Here is a 16772-nt window from a genome sequence, read left to right on the forward strand (position 1 = left end):
CCCGAGTACGTGTTTTTGATTTTAGCCGCGCTCAATGCCCGGCAACCTTGAAAATTGGCGTTTACAAAACTTATGATTTAAGCGACGATTGCAACTATGCTGTAGTTCAACTGACGCAGAGAAACGATGCGTGACTGGGCTGCAAAGGCACGGTCAGCGGTACTTAGGACTTACCATGAAAAATCTTCTAGCCATTGAGCGCTTTTGCCTTTACGGTCACATTGTCGCCATGGCCTTTGGCCTGGCAGGGTTGCTTTGGGTAGTGCCCCACCCCGGCATTTTGGAGTATTTGCCAGCTGGGCAAACCATGTTTCGCTGGAGCATGGCGGGGGGTGGCGTGGGATACATTTTGCTCGGCACCGCAGCGGTGGCGCTCTATGCCTACCGAACCCTCGGTTTGGGTAGTCTGATTACCTTTGCGATCGCCGCCGTGGGCATCTCGCTCACCAGCGAGCTGCTGGGCACTAGCACTGGCTTCCCTTTTGGCGACTACACCTACCTCAATGGCCTGGGCTATAAGGTTGCTGGGCTGGTGCCGTTCACCATTCCCCTGTCATGGTTCTATCTGGGTCTGTCTTCTTTTTTGCTGGCCCGCAGTGGACTAGCGGCAGGGGGCGGTGCCGGTCGCTATGGCTGGGGGCGATCGCTGGCGGCTGTCCTGCTTGGGTCAGTACTACTCACCTCTTGGGATTTTGTCCTTGACCCAGCGATGAGCCAAACGGCTCTGCCTTTTTGGTACTGGCACCAGCCCGGTGCTTTCTTTGGCATGCCCTATCAAAATTTTGCTGGCTGGCTTGGCACTGGGGTTGTGTTTATGGGTACCGCCCTGGGGCTGTGGAAGGGCTTTAGGTTTTCTCCTGAGCTAGACCAGAGCCAGTTGACGGTGCCCTTGGTCGTATACCTAGCCAACTTTGGCTTTGCCTTGGTCATGAGCCTGGCGGCTGGGTTCTATGTACCGATTGCCCTGGGTATTTTGACTGGCGCACTGCCCGCTGTTCTATGCTGGCGTGCTACCGCCCAAGAAAGCTATTTGAGTGCTGAACAGGACGAGTTAATGGGTTCTGGGATCGATGGTACGGTAGCCACGGCCAAAGTTGGGCTTAAGTAGGTGATGATAGTGAGGTCTTCCATTGCCCGCTAGTGTGGCTACCTTTCCTTGGCTGAGTTTTTTGGCGATAGTTGTCTTGGCTGGGCAGTTGCCCATGGTGGCCGTGCTGCTGTCGAGACTGGCAAAGGGGCCGTTTCGTCGACCGCCGCTTACCGCTGAACGCCCTACTTTAGACCAATTAGGGGCGGTGTCAGTAGTGGTACCTACCCTAAACGAGGCCCATCGCCTGAGCCCCTGCCTGGAGGGGCTCACCCGCCAGAGCTATGAGGTGCGGGAGGTGTTGGTGGTCGACAGCCGCTCAACCGACGGTACGGGGGACGTGGTCAAAAGCTACCAGTCCCGAGATCCTCGTCTGCGCCTGCTCGAAGACGACCCTCTACCCAAGGGCTGGGTAGGTCGCCCCTGGGCCTTAGACTACGGCTTTCGCCACACATCGCCCGCCAGCAGTTGGGTTCTCGGCATCGATGCCGATACGCAGCCTCAGCCCGGCTTGGTGGCGGCGCTGGCAAAAGCCATGGAGCGAGAAGGGTACGACCTAGTTTCGCTGGCCCCTCAGTTCATTCTCAAGCAGCCAGGAGAGTTTTGGCTCCAGCCATCTCTGCTGATGACGTTGGTGTATCGGTTTGGCCCAGCGGGCAGTGCTAGCGGGTCAGCCCAGCGGGTAATGGCCAACGGGCAGTGCTTTATGGTGCGGCGATCGCTCCTAGAGCAGCTCAACGGCTATCAGTCGGCTTCTACTTCGTTTTGTGACGATGTCACCCTGGCGAGACATGCTGCCGCCCAGGGGGCCAAGGTGGGGTTTTGGGATGGCAGTCGCCTGCTGAAGGTGCGCATGTACGAAGGCATGGCTGAAACCTGGCGCGAGTGGGGGCGATCGCTCGACCTCAAAGACGCCGCTCCAGCTGTACAAGTCTGGGGCGACTGGGCCTTTTTAGCGCTGGTGCAGGGGCTGCCCTGGCTGCTGGTACCAGCGCTTTGGCTAGTGCGCTACAGCGCATCAGATAGCTGGTCGCTGCCGCTGCAAATACTCTGGGCCGTCAACGGGGTTCTACTATGCGTTCGCCTGGGCATGCAGGCGGCCATTGCTTCTGCCTACGATCGGCAAGGTGCGCCAGGAGCCTGGGCCTTTTGGCTGTCTCCGTTGGCTGACCTGGGGGCAGTGGCCCGCATCGGTCTGTCATCGCTGCGCCGCCCTACCCAGTGGCGGGGCAGACAGTATTCTCAAGACGATTAGGGCTGGCGAAAGGCTTCTAGGTAGGCAATTTTTTCAGACTGCTGCTGAATCTGTATTAGCAGCGAGTTACACACTAGCTCGCACAGGTCAAAGACAAAGCCGCTAGCGATCTGGTAGTAAACGCAGACCCCCTGCTGCTGGCGGCTGACAATGCCCGCCTGGGCCAAAATTTTCAGGTGCTTTGACACGTTGGCCTGACCCAGCCCTGTGGCCTCAATGATCTCGGTGACATTCTTTTGGCCCGTCTTGAGGGCACAGACAATCTGCAAGCGGCTCGACTCCGACAGCACCTTAAAAAAATCGGCCACCAGTTGCAGGGTCTCTGGGGTGAGGTGAATGGGAGGGCGATGCTCCGTTGGAGACCCTGTGGGAACGCTGTTGAACTGGGGCTGCTGGGAAACCGTTGAAGAAAAAGCCATAAACCTAGCCCGACGGGCAAAAAGTTAGAACGTCACTCTATTACTTAACAGTAGTATAACAATTCCTCTCCTCACCTAGCCCCCATCTCAACGATCCACGGCTCGCCTTACCCTTTCACCCCGCTCCCGGCCTCCGTCGGCACAATATAGCGCTGGAGCAGCACAAACACCAAAATCGCAGGCAGCACCGAGAGCATCGACCCCGCCGCCACCAGCCGCCAGTCGAGCGAAAAGCTGCCCGCCAGCCGTGCCACCCCCAGGGGCAGGGTGTAGCGCTCCGGGCGATCGAGCAAAATCAGCGGCCATAAAAACTCACCCCAGGTGCCGATAAACACAAAAATTCCCAGGGTGACTAGAGCCGGGCGGGTGGCGGGCAGCATCACATTCCACCAGATACCTAGATCAGAGCAGCCGTCCATGCGGGCAGCCTCTTCTAGCTCCTTGGGCACCCCCTGAAACGCCTGGCGCATCAGAAAAATGCCAAAAGCTGAAGCCAGGTAGGGCAGCACTAGACCCAGGTAGCTATTCCGCAGGCCCCAGTTCACCGCCAAAATGTACAGCGGTATCATCACCACCTGGAAGGGGATCATAATGGTGGCGACGATCAGCGCCAGCAGGGTGTCGCGGCCCAAGAACGACAGCCGCGCCAGGGGATAGGCCGCCAGGGAGCACAGCAGGAGGTTGGCCACCACTGTGAGCACCGCCACGATCGCGCTGTTGAGAAAGTACTGGCCAAAGGGGTTGGTGCGCCACACCTCGCGGTAGTTGGCCAGGGTGGGCTGCTGGGGCAACAGCTGGGGCGGCGTGGCCAGCAGGTTTTCCGCTGGCCCCTTAAAGGAGGTGCTGACCAGCCAGAGCAGGGGAAAAACCATAATTAGGGCGATCGCTAGCAGCAGCGCGTAGATGCCCACATTTCGCCAGAGGGGCCATTTAACAAGGCTCTGGAGCAGCCCAGTTTTTTCAGAATCCAGCATGGTCAGAGCCCCTTGTAGGCAGCACTAGATTCCAGGGTTCTTGAAGCACCCTGGAATCTAGCTGGAGAGAATTCATGCTTGAACAGGCCATCCCTTACCCCAAACTGAGCTGCTGCAAGAGCCAGAAACCGGCAAAGGATTCGCTTTCGGGATTGTCTTGGATGCCGATGAAGTGCACTTGATTGGCTTTGGCTTTGGCAGCATCAAAGGCTTTGGCCTCGGCCACCAGGGTCGGATTGGTCAGCCCCGCCAAAATCCAGCTATCTGCCGCGCCGGTTTCAAGAATGATCTGGGGCGTCTTGCTGTCTTCGATGCGCCAGTAGGCCAGCTCTAGGCCCGATATCCAGGCGGCTAGGGCGGTGGCGCGGGGCGAGAAAATCAGCAGGCCGGGAATCGGGGTATTAGCCTCCACCTCGGCAATGTCGAGGGGAAACGACTCGCCAAAGCCGATCTCCCAGTCGGGCAGGTCGGCGAAGGCGGCGGCTTCAAGACTGACAAAGGCCCACTGCTGCCCCAGCAGGGCATCGGGCAGGGGCTGGGGATTAGGGGGTGGGGCCGCCACAGAGGGAGAGGGAACATCGGTGTAGCCCGCCATGGTGGGGTAGACGGTCTGGCAGCGATCGCTCAGCCACCGCTGCAACGCCACCGTCCGCCGACTGGGCCGCGCCGGAATGTTGGCTTCGTCGCAGGCGCGCAGAATCATATTCTGCATCTGGTAGCGAAAGTAGCGAATGCGGCTGGGTGGGGCAATATCTTGGCTAGCGGCGGCGGCGATCGCCTCGTCAAGTACCCCCTTCAGGCTAATCGAGTTGACCTCGCTGCTGGGCAAAAACTTGCTGAAGCGAAAGACTTGCTTAGGGGCAGCCCTGTTGTCAGACAACCCCTCGCAGAGCAGCACTTCCCAAAGTTTTTTGCCGTTTTCATCCAGCACGGGCCGGGAGTAAAAGTCGAGTTCCCAGACATTGCCCATGGTGCCTAGGCCTCGCTGTCGTTGAGCATACGGCTGACGTCAGCCAGACGATTTTCAGCATCGGCAAAGACTGCCTCAGACTCTTTGATCACCTCGCCAGGGTATTTTTCCAGCACCTTGGTAGAGAGCGAAATGCGGTTTTTCTCTGGGTCGAGAGCCACCACCACAGCTTTGATCGACTGGCCCACCCGCAGCACGCTGGGCAGCGACTCCACATAGTTTTTGCTGATCTGCTTGATGTGCAGCAGGCCGCTAATACCGTCAAACTCTACAAAAGCGCCAAAAGGTTTGAGGCTGGCCACGGTGCCCTCGATCAGCTGGCCCAGGGCCAGGTTGCTCATCATCTGGCTGCGGGCGGCCATGCGGGCCGACATCACCAGCTTGTTGGCGGCGGGGTTGACTTCGAGAAAGCCCACGGTGAGGCGCTGGCCTACGGCCTCAGAGAGGTCTTCGTAGGTGCGGCCAATGTGCGATCGCGGCACAAACCCCCGCAACCCCTCCACATCCACCGTCACGCCGCCCTTGTTAAAGCCCGTGACTTTCACTTCCATCACCGCGCTCGCTTCGGCCTGCTCGGCCAGCCGCCGCCACAGCTGCTGGAGCTGAAGCTTGCGAATGGACAGCAGCACCTGACCGTCGGCATCCTGGTCGCGAATCACTTGAAACGAATATTCTGCGCCGGGTTCGAGGATGCCCTCCATGGAGGTCACCGCCCGCACCGCTGCCTCGCGGATGGGCATAAACGCCGACGACTTGCCGCCGATGTCGATGGTGGCCCCGTCGTTGGCCAGGGCAATCACAGTGCCCTTCACGGTGCTGCCCACCTGAAAGTCGTAGTCGTGGGCCTCAAGGGCTTTGGCAAAATCTTCGGCGGAAAAAGTCAAGGGAGGAACTCCTGGACAATAAATAGAATTCGGCTAGCTTTCTACTATACAACGCCACGCTTGAGGTCACGGTTTCGCCCGCTGGCCAGAGGAATGCCCAGGGGTTGTCATCCATGGGCCGCTGAATGTCCAGATTGGCCTCTGAATGTCCAAACCTAGAAGAACATAGCCCCTAGCGTGGGCGGGCAAGGGGGCATGCTACTGGGTACGGCCTGCATCCAGCCTCATTGGATAGAAAACGCTTCTATCGGCCTTGGTCCTACCTTCACCCCAAAGCCCTCTCCCAGGATTGGGAGAGGGCTTTGAGTTCTCGCACCCAAATTGGGAGCAGGGGCTGGGGGATGAGTGCCAGCAGGGGCTTCGTAATCTACTGAGGCTTCTCCAACGAGCAATTCCAGCTAAACCTGCTCCGGATCAATTCCCAAATCCCGCAGGCGTTGGGCCAACCGATTTGCCTTCTCTTCGGCTGCCTCAGCCCGCTGCCGTTCTCCCTCAGCCCGTTGCTGCTCCTGCTCGGCCCGCTGTTGTTCTTGCTCGGCCCGTTGAGCAATGGCTACATAGCTCAGAAAAGGCTGATCATCGGGACGATAAAGCCTTAGTTCCTCGGTTAGAGGGTCAAACCGAATCTGTAATCGCGGGCTGACCCAGCCCGCCATCGGTTCAATCACATCCAGAAACCCGTCGCGGCGCAGCCAACCGCTCAGCTCATTGCGATCGGGGTCGTACAGATAATATTCCTCAACACCGAAGCGATCGTAAAACAGCAGCTTCCGGGCCATTTCGGCCCGCGTATTCCCCGGCGACAAAATTTCAAAGACCACCTGGGGCGGCAGATTGTCCTCCTGCCACTGTCTGTAGGAACCTCTATCTCCTTTAGGACGCCCCACCACCACCATGACATCGGGGGCGGTGCGCGTTTTGTTATCCCCTTCAACGGGATACCACAGTAGATCCCCCGCTACAAATACGTCGGCACTCCCGGCAAACAACCACTCCAAATTTTGCTGAATCACCACAATCCAGCGAAACTGCTGGGTGTTGTCAGCCATCGGTTGCCCATCGCTATCTGGGTAAATCACCGCTGGCTGAGTGGATGGTTGTAGCTGCACCATGGCCTTCACCGTTTGCGGGGCGGTACTGCCAAGGTAGCATAGGCGACTGGGCGGTTAGGGGCTTGGATTTCGGCAGCGCTGCCCAAGACCCTTTACAATACGCGGAAAGCATCTCAGCCCCCGCCATGGCCGACAACCAGTTTAGTTTGTTTGAATCCGAAGCCGCCGCCAACCGCGTCGAGTTTGACGCCATTCCCACCAGCGGCGCGGTGCCCATTCCCCCCGGCATCTACCCCGATTTGGGCACCCTGGGCACCCACTGCCGCAGCTGCCAGCGCTGCGACCTGGCGGCGACGCGCACCAATGTGGTGGTCAGCCGGGGCAACCCCACCGCCCCGGTGCTGATCATCGGCGAAGGGCCGGGCCAGCAGGAGGACGAGCAGGGGCTGCCCTTTGTGGGCAAGTCGGGCCAGCTGCTGGAGAAAATTCTGGAGTCGGTGCGCTTTGACACTGAGAAAGACGTCTACATCTGCAACATCGTCAAATGCCGCCCGCCGGAGAACCGGGTGCCCACCACCGCCGAGGTCAACGCCTGCAAGGGCTACCTGCTAGAGCAAATTCGCCTGGTAGATCCCAAGATTATTCTTCTCACTGGGGCGACAGCCCTGAAATCGCTGCTGGGGGTGAAGCAGGGCATTAGCAAGGTGCGCGGTCAGTGGATGGACTGGGAGGGGCGGCTGTGCATGCCGATCTTTCACCCCGCCTACCTGCTGCGGAACCCATCGCGGGACAAGGGCAGCCCCAAGTGGCTGATGTGGCAAGACATTCAGGCGGTCAAGGCCAAGGTAGACGAGCTGAGTCAGGGCTAAGCAGGGAGTGTCCTGTCGGCAAGCTAGAACTAGATTTTAGGCCTGACCGAGGGGCGAGTTTTCCACGACATCGGGCTGCCGGGTAGAATGGGGCGGTTGTATTCAGACCAAAGCCTTGATTGAACGCTACACTCTGCCCGAGATGGGCAACCTCTGGACCGACGACTACAAGTTGCAAACCTGGCTGCGGGTAGAGATTGCCGTGTGCGAGGCCCAGGCCGAGCTGGGCTACATTCCCAAAGAAGCGGTCGAGGAGATCAAGGCCAAGGCCAAGTTTGACCCCCAGCGCGTGCTCGAAATCGAAGCCGAGGTACGCCACGACGTGATCGCCTTTCTCACTAACGTCAACGAGTACGTGGGCGACGCCGGTCGCTACATTCATCTGGGTATGACCAGCTCTGACATGCTGGATACGGCCCTGTCGCTCCAGCTGGTGGACAGCCTCCAGGTGATTATGATCCACGTCGAAAATCTGATTCAGGCGATTCGCTACCGGGCTCAGGAGCACCGCGACACGGTGATGATTGGTCGCTCCCACGGCATTCATGCGGAGCCGATTACCTTTGGCTTTAAGCTGGCTGGCTGGCTGGCCGAGATGCTGCGCCACCGGGAGCGCCTGGCAAAATTGCAGGATGCGATCGCCGTGGGCAAGATCTCAGGTGCAGTGGGCACCTACGCCAACATTGACCCCCAGGTCGAGGCCCTGGCCTGCCAGCTGCTGGGGCTGCGCCCCGACACCGCTTCTACCCAGGTGATCTCCCGCGACATCCATGCCGAATTTATGAATGCCCTGGCTCTGCTGGGCGCATCAATGGAGCGGTTTGCAGTCGAGATTCGCAACCTCCAGCGCACCGATGTGCTGGAAGTCGAGGAGTTTTTCTCGAAAAAACAAAAGGGCTCGTCGGCTATGCCCCACAAGCGCAACCCGATTCGCTCAGAACGGCTGACGGGCATGGCGCGGCTGCTGCGGGGCAACGCCATGGCGGCGCTGGAGAATGTGGCCCTGTGGCACGAACGCGATATTTCCCACAGCTCGGTGGAGCGAGTGGCGTTTCCCGACAGCTGCATTCTCACGCACTTTATGCTGGTAGAGACCACCGAGCTGGTAAAAAACCTGCTAGTTTACCCCCAAAACATGGCCCGCAACATGAATGTCTACGGCGGCGTGGTGTTTAGCCAGGGGGTGCTGCTGGCCCTGATCGACAAGGGTCTCGGGCGAGAAGAAGCCTACGCCATTGTGCAGGGGTGCGCCCACCAGGCCTGGAATACCGATGACGGCAACTTTCGGGCGCTGATCGAGGCTGACAAACGGGTAACGGCTCACCTGTCGGTCGCCGAAATCGACCACTGCTTTAGCCCCGATCGCCACCTGCGCCACCTCGACCAGGTATACCAACGCCTGGGTATTTAGGTGGCAAGCAGGTAAACCCTGGCCCCCATTCTCCGCAACCGCCCGCCTATGAAAATCTTGCTGGTTGACGACGAAGTAGAACTCGCCGAACCCCTGAGTCGCCTGCTCCACCGCGAGGGCTACGACGTCGATGTGGCCAGCGAGGGAGAAGCAGGCTGTGCCCTGGCCTGCCAAGGCAGCTACGACCTGCTGATTCTCGACTGGATGCTGCCGGGGCTGAGCGGGCTGGAGATCTGCCGCCAGGTGCGATCGCGCCAAGATAGCACCCCCGTGCTCTTTCTCACCGCCAAAGACACCCTTAACGATCGCGTTGACGGGCTCGACGCCGGAGCCGACGACTATCTGGTCAAACCCTTCGAGCTGCGGGAGCTGCTGGCGCGAGTGCGGGCCTTGCTACGGCGATCGCCCAATCTCGACACCGCTCCTCCACCCCGCCTGGTGGTAGGCGATCTGACCCTAGACGAAGCCAACCAGCTCGCTCACCGCCAGGGTCAGCCAGTCGAGCTCTCCGACAAAGAAACCCGGCTGCTGGCCTACCTGCTGCGCCGCCCCAACCAGGTGCTTACCCACGAACAGATCTACCAGGGTGTCTGGGGCGATCAAGACACCCCCAGCAGCAACGTGGTTGCCGCCCAAATGCGGCTGCTGCGCCGCAAAATCGAGCCCAAGGGCACTCCGCCGATCATCCATACCGTCTACGGCAAGGGCTATCGGCTGGGCGAGTGAGCCCGTCATGGGTTTGGCCAGTCGCTTGACAGTCCTAGAAAAGCCATACCATCTAAAAACCTTTGACCAAAGTTAAACCCTGCCTGGTTAAATAGGGGTTGGAGTCTTCTATAGAGACTGGCCTTGACCGATTAACTCGACCTAGCAGTGGGAGGCTAAGAGCCATGCGGCAGATAAACTTCGTTGTCATCTTTGTCATTGCCCTGGCCCTAGTGCTGTTTGGCATCGAGAATACAGAGCGAGTGCTCATTCATATCGCCCCCGGCCTAGATGTAGAAGCGCCCCTGTGCGTGGAGCTGATTATGGCCATGGGCATTGGGGCTGTGTTTGCCTGGGTGTTTAGCGTCTGGGCCCAGGTGCAGGGCTACATGTCCTTTGGCAAGCAGGTGCAGCAGCGCGAAATTCGCATTCAGGAGCTAGAGCAAGACGTGCAGCGCTATCAGGTCAAGCTCGAAGAGCAGAGCCTGCTGCTGCCCGCCGCCGATGAGGGTGAGGCCGCCGCCTGATAAATCTGGGCTGGGGGCATCGGGCAGCAGCCGTTTGGGCAAACGGCTGGGCGAATGAAGAGGCGATAGTTCGTTAAGATGGGCCCAAATCCTCCCTGGCACGATGTCGTCATCCCTGGCTCAAACTGCGATCGCATTTCTCATCGACCTGACCGAGCAGGGCGAAATCGACCCCTGGGATGTCAAAGTCATCGACGTCATCGACCGGTTTTTGACCTTGCTCAAAACCCAGGGCGAAGCCTTGGCCACCCAAGGTCGCACACCCTACGAGGCCAGCCTGTCTGAATCGGGCCAAGGCTTTCTCTATGCCTCGATGCTGGTGCTGCTCAAGGCCGACACCATGGTACGGGCCGAGGCTGAGGCCCAGGCCGCCGCCAGCGAAGAGGAGATCTGGGAAGACGAAGTTGACGAGCTAGTGCCCCTGCCCCGCAACCTAGAGCGCCACCTCCACCGCCGCGCCGTAGCTCCCACCCCCCAGCGCCGACAGGTCACCCTGCAAGAGCTGATCCAACAACTCGAAACCATGGCCACGGTAATGGCCGACCACACCCCCCGCATTCGCGCCCGGCGAGCGAGGCCTCAGCCCCAGCGCCAGGCAGTGCGCGCGATCGCCCAGCTCGCCCACCAAGAAAACCTCTCTGAAATTGCCGCTGCCCTCGAAGCCTTCCTAGACCAGTATTGGGACGAACTAGGGGAAGACCTGCTGTGGATCGACTTCGAGCACTTAATCGGTGAATGGCCCAAATTTAAGCCCACCGATCTAGAAGACGCCCACGAGTTTGACACCCCCCAAGCAGAGGCCGTACACGAAAAAGTCGGCGTGTTTTGGGGTCTGCTGTTTCTCTCGGCCCAGTCTAAAGTCGAGATGGCCCAAGACACCTTCTACGGCGATCTACGGGTCAGAAACCTAAACCGCGCTCCCATCACCACCGAAGAAGTCGCATTGCCAGCCTTTATGCTGCCCGACTAAAAAACAGTTCTCGAAGGAGCCGCCAGGGTGCATTCTGGAGATTTGGAATCAAGGCAACCCTGACGAAAATAAACCGTCACAAGAGGAAATGTAAGAACTCTTTGAAGAGGGGCTAAGCGATCCGAAGCTGATTGAACGTTACTGCTAGCATGGCTAGATATAGTTGTCTCCGATGGAGATATGTCCCCACTTTTCCATGGGTATTCTGCGCTGATACAAAGAATTGACCTGCTAAAGATATTTTTTCCTACCCACTAAGGACTTTATTTTATGAAAGCCATGATCCTGGCTGCCGGCAAAGGCACTCGTGTAAGGCCTATCACCTACACCATCCCCAAGCCCATGATTCCAATCATGCAGAAGCCGGTAATGGAGTTTTTGCTGGAGCTGCTGCGCCAGCATGGCTTCGACCAGATCATGGTCAACGTCAGCCACCTAGCCAACGAAATCGAGGGCTACTTTCGCGATGGTCAGCGCTTTGGCGTCGAGATTGCCTATTCCTTTGAGGGTCGCATCGAAGAAGACGGCGGGCTAGTGGGCGACGCCATTGGTTCTGCTGGGGGCATGCGTAAGATTCAAGATTTTTCTCCCTTCTTTGACGACACCTTTGTGGTGCTCTGTGGCGATGCCCTGATCAACCTCGATCTCACCGAGGCTGTGCGCCGCCATCGTGAAAAAGGATCCATCGCCACTATTATTACCAAAACCGTTCCCCTTAAGCAGGTGCCCAGCTACGGGGTCGTGGTCACCGACGCCGACGGTCGGGTCAAATCATTCCAAGAAAAGCCGTCGGTAGAAGAGGCCCTGAGCACCGAGATCAATACCGGCATCTACATCTTTGAGCCCGAGGTGTTTGACTACATCCCTTCCGGGGTTTCCTTTGATATTGGCGGCGATCTGCTACCCAAACTGGTGGCAGACAAGGCTCCTTTCTACGGCATTCCCATGGAGTTTGAGTGGGTTGATATCGGCAAGGTGCCCGACTACTGGCGCGCTATTCAAGACGTGCTCACTGGGGTGGTTAACCTAGTCGACATCCCCGGTGAAGAGATTCGCCCCGGTGTCTACGCTGGGCTGAATGTAAAAGCCAACTGGGACAAGGTCAACATCGAAGGGCCGGTCTACATTGGCGGCATGACTCACATCGAGGACGGCGCCACCATTGTTGGTCCCAGCGCCATTGGCAACAACTGCGCCATCTGCAGCGGTGCCATTGTCGATAAAAGCGTCATCTTTGAATATTCTCGCATTGGCCCCGGCGTGCGTCTGGTCGACAAACTCGTGTTTGGCCGCTACTGCGTCGACAAAACCGGTGCCTCTATCGACATGAAAGCCGCTGCCCTCGACTGGCTGATCACCGACACCCGGCAGGAGTTTCCAATCATGCCGCCAGTCGAACACCGGGCGATCGCAGAACTGCTAGAGCAGCACATCTAGCCTCCGTTCCCATCCCCAAAGCCCCAGCGTTGCAGCTCAGCGCCGGGGCTTTGGCCTATCTAGAGATCCCTTGCTATGATGCTAGCGTCTCAGGCAGTGCTGGCCATGACCCCAGACCTAGATACCGAAATTCGCGACTGTGAAGCCCGACTCTACGCCGCCATGTTGGCCTCAGATGTGGCTGAGCTAGAGGCCCTGATGGCCGATGACCTATTGTTTACCGGGCCCACTGGCGAGCTAGCTACCAAAGCTATCGATCTAGAACTGCACCGCACTGGCGGTACTCAGTTCACTGAGTTGGTGCCCAAAACCCTAGATGTTCGGCTTTGTGGCCCAGATGTTGCCCTGGTCTCAGCCAAAATTTTTCTCTGTGGCCAGGCTCTGGGCAACCCCTTTGCCGGCGACTATCGCTACACGCGGGTTTGGCAGCGGGGTGCCCGGGGCTGGCAAATCTTCGGCGGTAGCGTCAGCGCTGTGCTCTAACGTCCGAGAGGCGGCTCAAGAACCCAGAAAAATGTGTTTTTTGATACAACTGCGTCGAGGGCTTTTCTCAATTCTTAGAGGATGCTGTAAAAGCTAAGAACAGCCGTTAGCGAATCAGGTTGATCGTTAAGCACAGGCGGTTCGTCCTGATGGCTGGAGTTTGCCACTATATTTGAGAGATTTGTAGACACCATGGGCGATCGCAACCGTTCTTTTCACCTATCGCGACGACAAGTAATGCGGGGGCTACTGGCCTCCTCTGCCTTTGGGCTGACGGCAAAGCTGAGTAGCTGTGCTCAGTCACCGGGCACAGGTGACGCAGCGAGTGGCCAGGCAGATGATCTGGTCATCGGGTTTATCTACGTTGGCCCCAAAGACGACTTTGGCTACAACCAGGCCCACGCCGAGGGCGCTGCCGCCATGGTGGCCAACGTACCCGGCATTCGCCTTGTGGAAGAGGCCAGCGTACCCGAAACCACCGCCGTGGCCGAGACCATGCGCAGTATGATCGAGATTGACGGCGCTAAGGTGCTGTTTCCCACCTCTTTTGGCTATTTTGACCCCCATATTCTGGCCCTAGCCGAAGAATTCCCCGAAGTGCAGTTTTTCCATGCCGGAGGCCTCTACCAGGAAGGAGTGCACCCTAAAAACGTCAACAGCTACTTTGGCTTTATCGATGAAGCCCAGTATGTGGCCGGGGTGGTAGCGGGTAGCATGAGCCCATCGGGCAAGCTGGGGTTTGTGGCCGCCAAGCCAATTCCCCAACTGCTGCGGAATGTAAATAGCTTTACCCTGGGGGCCAGGTCAGTGAACCCAGCGGCTACTACGCAGGTGATCTTTACTGGTGACTGGTCAGTACCGGTCAAAGAGGCTGAGGCCACCAACAGCATGGCCGACCAGGGCATTGAGGTCATCACCTGCCATGTCGATAGCCCCAAAGTGGTGATGGAAACTGCTGAGCGGCGAGGTATGTTTGCCTCGGGCTACCACGCTAACCAGAGCGCCCTAGCCCCCCAGGGCTATCTCACTGGCGCTGAGTGGGATTGGTCTAGCATCTACACCGCCTTGGGCAAAGATCTATTGGCAGGCAAAACACTGATGGCTGGCGACATCCCTCATATTTTGCGTGGTGGACTGGCCGACAATTTCTGCAAGCTATCGCCCTACGGCCCCGCCGTTACCGATGAAGCTAAGGCCGCTGGAGATGCCGCCATGGCGGCGATTAAGTCTGGTGAGCTGGTGATCTACGAAGGCCCTCTCAACACCAACACTGGCGGTGAAGTGCTGCCGTCGGGTAAGGCGCTAAACATCGATGACATTGAACTCGAAAAAATGGATTACTTTGTCGAAGGTGTGATCGGTTCTATCTAGCTAGGAGACCACGATGGCAGCTGCGACGACCTGGCGGCGATCTCTAGAGTCTGTGGCTTTGCCGGTGGGGGCCGTATTAGGGGCTCTAGTTATATTTGGCGTTTTTTGCGCCCTGGCTGGAGCCAACCCATTAGCGGTATACGGGTCAATCTACCGGGCAGCCTTTGGTAGCTGGAGCGCCTGGCAAAATACTTTGATCAGGGCTGCCCCTCTAATGTTGACCGCCCTTTGTACAGCTCTACCAGCCCGTTTGGGCCTGGTGATTATTGGCAATGAGGGGGCACTGGTAATGGGGGCGCTGGCGGCGGTGTTGGCAGGCTTAGCTGTAGGGGGAAGTCTGCCTGGGAGTCTAGCCTTGCTGGCTATGGCCCTGGCTAGCCTAGTAGCTGGCGGTCTCTGGATTATGGCAGCCGGGGCGCTGCGACACTACCGAGGGGTCAACGAAACCATCAGTAGTTTATTGCTCAACTACATTGCGATCGCCTTCATGAACCACCTAGTACAAGGCCCCCTGCGCGATCCAGCCTTTGTCAGCAAGCCCTCCAGCTTTGAGATCGACCCAACGGCCTGGCTAGGCACCTTGCCCGCCACCCGCATTCACTACGGACTCATCTACGGTTTAGTTGCTTCCGCATTAGCCTATATCTTGATCCAGCGCACCACCTTTGGGTTTGCGGCTCGCACCGCTGGAGGCAACGTTCGCGCAGCCCGCATTGCCGGTTTGCCAGTGGGTAAACTCACCCTTGCCGTCTGTTTTTTGGCGGGTTCCTGTGCAGGGCTAGCCGGCATGGTAGAAGTAGCCGCCGTACAAAAGCGATTAAACGAGTCTATCGTCTCAAACTATGGATACGCAGGCATTCTTGTGGCTTTTGTGGCCCGCCATAATCCCCTGGCTACGGTTCTAGTCTCGGTACTGCTGGGCGGCATTCTGGCGGCTGGGGGCATTTTGCAGCGGGCCCACAATTTGCCCGACGCCACCATCCTGGTGTTTCAAGGCATTGTGTTTCTCTGTGTGCTCTACAGCGAATCCCTCTATGGGCGCTTCCCGATTTTCCAGGAGCGAGACGAGCGGGTCAGTGGCACCGTAGCCGCCGGGTAAAGAGTTTGGCTAAGAAAGCATCAGCGCATTCCAACTAAAGAACTAGCTCCAGTCACACGAGAACAGTAATGGCAACAGAAGCAATCGGCTGGTGGGGTGTACCTCTGGGCATATTGGCTGGCACGCTACGCGGGAGTGTGCCCTTTTTGTTGGTCAGCCTGGGAGAATGCCTGACGGAAAAAAGCGGCAAGATTAACCTGGGGCTGGAAGGCACGCTGCTCATAGGTGCTATGAGTGCCTACGCCGTCTCTTACCTGAGTTCTGGCATGGTCGGCCCCACCCTGTCTCCTTGGTTAGGGGTTTTGGCCGCAGGAATTGCAGGCATGGGGCTGGGCGCTATTCACGGCTGGCTATCGCAACAGCCTCGGGTCAACGATGTGGCCGTAGGCATTGCCATGATTATCTTTGGCAGCGGTCTGGCCAATTTTTTTGGCAAACCTTTTATCCAACCCCAGGCTCCCCAGTTGCCCACCCTACCGGCTGGCAGCTGGAGCAGTTTGCCTCAGGTGCAGTCGGCCCTTCAGATTAGCCCGCTGTTTTTGCTCGGGGTGGCGATCGTACCGCTGATGAGTTGGTTTTTTAAGTCGACCCGCTGGGGGCTATACGTGCGGGCGGTGGGCGATAGCCCCGATGCCGCCTTAGCCATGGGCATTTCTATTTTTTGGGTGCGCATGGCCAGTATCGTCGCGGGTAGTTTTTTAGCGGGAATTGGCGGTGCCAGTCTATCGCTGTTTTACCCCGGCGTTTGGACAGAGCGCATCTCCAGCGGCCAGGGTCTCATGGCTGTGGCACTAGTGATTTTTGCCCGCTGGCAGCCCTGGCAATGTCTATGGGCCTCCCTACTGTTTGGCGGTGCTCAAGCTCTGGGGCCAGCCTTTCAGTCCGTTGGCATCGACTCATACTACTACCTGTTTAATGCCGCCCCTTATATTCTGACGCTGGTGATCATGATTCTCACCTGTTCGCCCCAGCGCACCCTAGCCGGGGCACCTGGGGCCTTAGGTAAAGACGATTAGGGCACATCCTCCTGGGGTCATCAAACACCTTCTACAAGAGAATCTCTTCAGAATCTATGGAGGTTACCCGTACACCTATTATTAAAGCTATTTACAATCTGCAACATTTCCGTTAATGTAAAGACATACATACCCCGCCTGTAATTTCAGGCAAGCCTTAAGCAAACCTAACTGCACTTATCCTTATCATGACCACAACGCTTCAAAGACAACAAACTGCCTCCCTGTGGGAGCAGTTTTGCC

17 protein-coding genes are annotated in these 16772 nt (G+C 58.0%); 12 read left to right on the forward strand and 5 right to left on the reverse strand.

Features of this window, described 5'->3' with window-relative positions; genetic code table 11:
* Positions 1–175 precede the first annotated feature (175 nt).
* On the forward strand, positions 176–1108 hold the full coding sequence (cruF, locus tag AC0QKW_RS04050; protein ID WP_473149766.1) for a gamma-carotene 1'-hydroxylase CruF: 933 nt from the start codon (positions 176–178) through the stop codon (positions 1106–1108).
* A gap of 34 nt (positions 1109–1142) precedes the next feature.
* Positions 1143–2342: a 2'-O-glycosyltransferase CruG gene (cruG, locus tag AC0QKW_RS04055; RefSeq protein WP_473149767.1), complete on the forward strand. Its 1200-nt coding sequence runs from the start codon at positions 1143–1145 to the stop codon at positions 2340–2342.
* Here cruG and AC0QKW_RS04060 read toward each other — a convergent pair.
* The 5 genes from AC0QKW_RS04060 to AC0QKW_RS04080 all read right to left on the reverse strand — a co-directional run bounded on the left by AC0QKW_RS04060 (position 2339) and on the right by AC0QKW_RS04080 (position 6701).
* On the reverse strand, positions 2339–2761 hold the full coding sequence (locus AC0QKW_RS04060) for an ArsR/SmtB family transcription factor (RefSeq protein WP_473149768.1): 423 nt from the start codon (positions 2759–2761) through the stop codon (positions 2339–2341). The two genes, cruG and AC0QKW_RS04060, sit on opposite strands and share 4 nt — an antisense overlap.
* Positions 2762–2868: 107 nt before the next feature.
* Positions 2869–3735, reverse strand: coding sequence for a carbohydrate ABC transporter permease (locus AC0QKW_RS04065; protein WP_473149769.1), 867 nt, complete (start codon positions 3733–3735; stop codon positions 2869–2871).
* A 94-nt stretch (positions 3736–3829) separates the two neighbouring features.
* A complete protein-coding gene (locus tag AC0QKW_RS04070) occupies positions 3830–4705 on the reverse strand; it encodes a Tab2 family RNA-binding protein (RefSeq protein WP_473149770.1) in 876 nt (291 codons plus the stop codon).
* A 5-nt stretch (positions 4706–4710) separates the two neighbouring features.
* Positions 4711–5589: a S1 RNA-binding domain-containing protein gene (locus tag AC0QKW_RS04075; protein WP_473149771.1), complete on the reverse strand. Its 879-nt coding sequence runs from the start codon at positions 5587–5589 to the stop codon at positions 4711–4713.
* Between the two features lie 398 nt (positions 5590–5987).
* On the reverse strand, positions 5988–6701 hold the full coding sequence (locus AC0QKW_RS04080) for a Uma2 family endonuclease (RefSeq protein WP_473149772.1): 714 nt from the start codon (positions 6699–6701) through the stop codon (positions 5988–5990).
* Between the two features lie 125 nt (positions 6702–6826).
* On the opposite strand from AC0QKW_RS04080, the gene AC0QKW_RS04085 reads away from it, so the two are divergent.
* From AC0QKW_RS04085 to AC0QKW_RS04130, 10 genes are all read left to right on the forward strand, one after another.
* On the forward strand, positions 6827–7510 hold the full coding sequence (locus AC0QKW_RS04085) for a uracil-DNA glycosylase (RefSeq protein WP_473149773.1): 684 nt from the start codon (positions 6827–6829) through the stop codon (positions 7508–7510).
* A gap of 115 nt (positions 7511–7625) precedes the next feature.
* Positions 7626–8921 carry an adenylosuccinate lyase gene (purB, locus tag AC0QKW_RS04090; RefSeq protein ID WP_473149774.1) on the forward strand — a complete coding sequence of 432 codons (1296 nt, stop codon included), beginning with the start codon at positions 7626–7628 and terminating at the stop codon, positions 8919–8921.
* Between the two features lie 48 nt (positions 8922–8969).
* Positions 8970–9647, forward strand: a complete 678-nt coding sequence (rppA, locus tag AC0QKW_RS04095) for a two-component system response regulator RppA (protein WP_473149775.1) — start codon at positions 8970–8972, stop codon at positions 9645–9647.
* Between the two features lie 164 nt (positions 9648–9811).
* Positions 9812–10153 (forward strand): lipopolysaccharide assembly protein LapA domain-containing protein, encoded by a 342-nt coding sequence (locus tag AC0QKW_RS04100; RefSeq protein WP_473149776.1) that lies wholly within the window; start codon positions 9812–9814, stop codon positions 10151–10153.
* Between the two features lie 103 nt (positions 10154–10256).
* A complete protein-coding gene (locus AC0QKW_RS04105; protein ID WP_473149777.1) occupies positions 10257–11123 on the forward strand; it encodes a segregation/condensation protein A in 867 nt (288 codons plus the stop codon).
* Positions 11124–11393: 270 nt separating this feature from the next.
* On the forward strand, positions 11394–12560 hold the full coding sequence (locus AC0QKW_RS04110) for a sugar phosphate nucleotidyltransferase (protein WP_473149778.1): 1167 nt from the start codon (positions 11394–11396) through the stop codon (positions 12558–12560).
* A gap of 75 nt (positions 12561–12635) precedes the next feature.
* On the forward strand, positions 12636–13043 hold the full coding sequence (locus tag AC0QKW_RS04115) for a nuclear transport factor 2 family protein (protein ID WP_473149779.1): 408 nt from the start codon (positions 12636–12638) through the stop codon (positions 13041–13043).
* 192 nt (positions 13044–13235) lie between these two features.
* A complete protein-coding gene (locus AC0QKW_RS04120; protein ID WP_473149780.1) occupies positions 13236–14414 on the forward strand; it encodes a BMP family ABC transporter substrate-binding protein in 1179 nt (392 codons plus the stop codon).
* A 13-nt stretch (positions 14415–14427) separates the two neighbouring features.
* Positions 14428–15513: an ABC transporter permease gene (locus AC0QKW_RS04125; RefSeq protein ID WP_473149781.1), complete on the forward strand. Its 1086-nt coding sequence runs from the start codon at positions 14428–14430 to the stop codon at positions 15511–15513.
* A 68-nt stretch (positions 15514–15581) separates the two neighbouring features.
* The gene (locus AC0QKW_RS04130) at positions 15582–16529 is read left to right on the forward strand and encodes an ABC transporter permease (protein WP_473149782.1); all 948 of its coding nucleotides are present in this window, start codon (positions 15582–15584) and stop codon (positions 16527–16529) included.
* Positions 16530–16772: the final 243 nt, after the last annotated feature.

The sequence above is a fragment of the Pseudanabaena sp. PCC 9330 genome, assembly GCF_055795045.1.

What these genes read in the sequence shown, in the direction of transcription:
- cruF (WP_473149766.1), top strand. Translation starts at nt 176, where the DNA reads ATGAAAAATCTTCTAGCCATTGAGCGCTTTTGCCTTTACGGTCACATT.
- AC0QKW_RS04060 (WP_473149768.1), bottom strand. Translation starts at nt 2,761, where the DNA reads ATGGCTTTTTCTTCAACGGTTTCCCAGCAGCCCCAGTTCAACAGCGTT.
- AC0QKW_RS04065 (WP_473149769.1), bottom strand. Translation starts at nt 3,735, where the DNA reads ATGCTGGATTCTGAAAAAACTGGGCTGCTCCAGAGCCTTGTTAAATGG.
- AC0QKW_RS04070 (WP_473149770.1), bottom strand. Translation starts at nt 4,705, where the DNA reads ATGGGCAATGTCTGGGAACTCGACTTTTACTCCCGGCCCGTGCTGGAT.
- AC0QKW_RS04080 (WP_473149772.1), bottom strand. Translation starts at nt 6,701, where the DNA reads ATGGTGCAGCTACAACCATCCACTCAGCCAGCGGTGATTTACCCAGAT.
- AC0QKW_RS04085 (WP_473149773.1), top strand. Translation starts at nt 6,827, where the DNA reads ATGGCCGACAACCAGTTTAGTTTGTTTGAATCCGAAGCCGCCGCCAAC.
- rppA (WP_473149775.1), top strand. Translation starts at nt 8,970, where the DNA reads ATGAAAATCTTGCTGGTTGACGACGAAGTAGAACTCGCCGAACCCCTG.
- AC0QKW_RS04100 (WP_473149776.1), top strand. Translation starts at nt 9,812, where the DNA reads ATGCGGCAGATAAACTTCGTTGTCATCTTTGTCATTGCCCTGGCCCTA.
- AC0QKW_RS04105 (WP_473149777.1), top strand. Translation starts at nt 10,257, where the DNA reads ATGTCGTCATCCCTGGCTCAAACTGCGATCGCATTTCTCATCGACCTG.
- AC0QKW_RS04110 (WP_473149778.1), top strand. Translation starts at nt 11,394, where the DNA reads ATGAAAGCCATGATCCTGGCTGCCGGCAAAGGCACTCGTGTAAGGCCT.
- AC0QKW_RS04115 (WP_473149779.1), top strand. Translation starts at nt 12,636, where the DNA reads ATGATGCTAGCGTCTCAGGCAGTGCTGGCCATGACCCCAGACCTAGAT.
- AC0QKW_RS04120 (WP_473149780.1), top strand. Translation starts at nt 13,236, where the DNA reads ATGGGCGATCGCAACCGTTCTTTTCACCTATCGCGACGACAAGTAATG.
- AC0QKW_RS04125 (WP_473149781.1), top strand. Translation starts at nt 14,428, where the DNA reads ATGGCAGCTGCGACGACCTGGCGGCGATCTCTAGAGTCTGTGGCTTTG.
- AC0QKW_RS04130 (WP_473149782.1), top strand. Translation starts at nt 15,582, where the DNA reads ATGGCAACAGAAGCAATCGGCTGGTGGGGTGTACCTCTGGGCATATTG.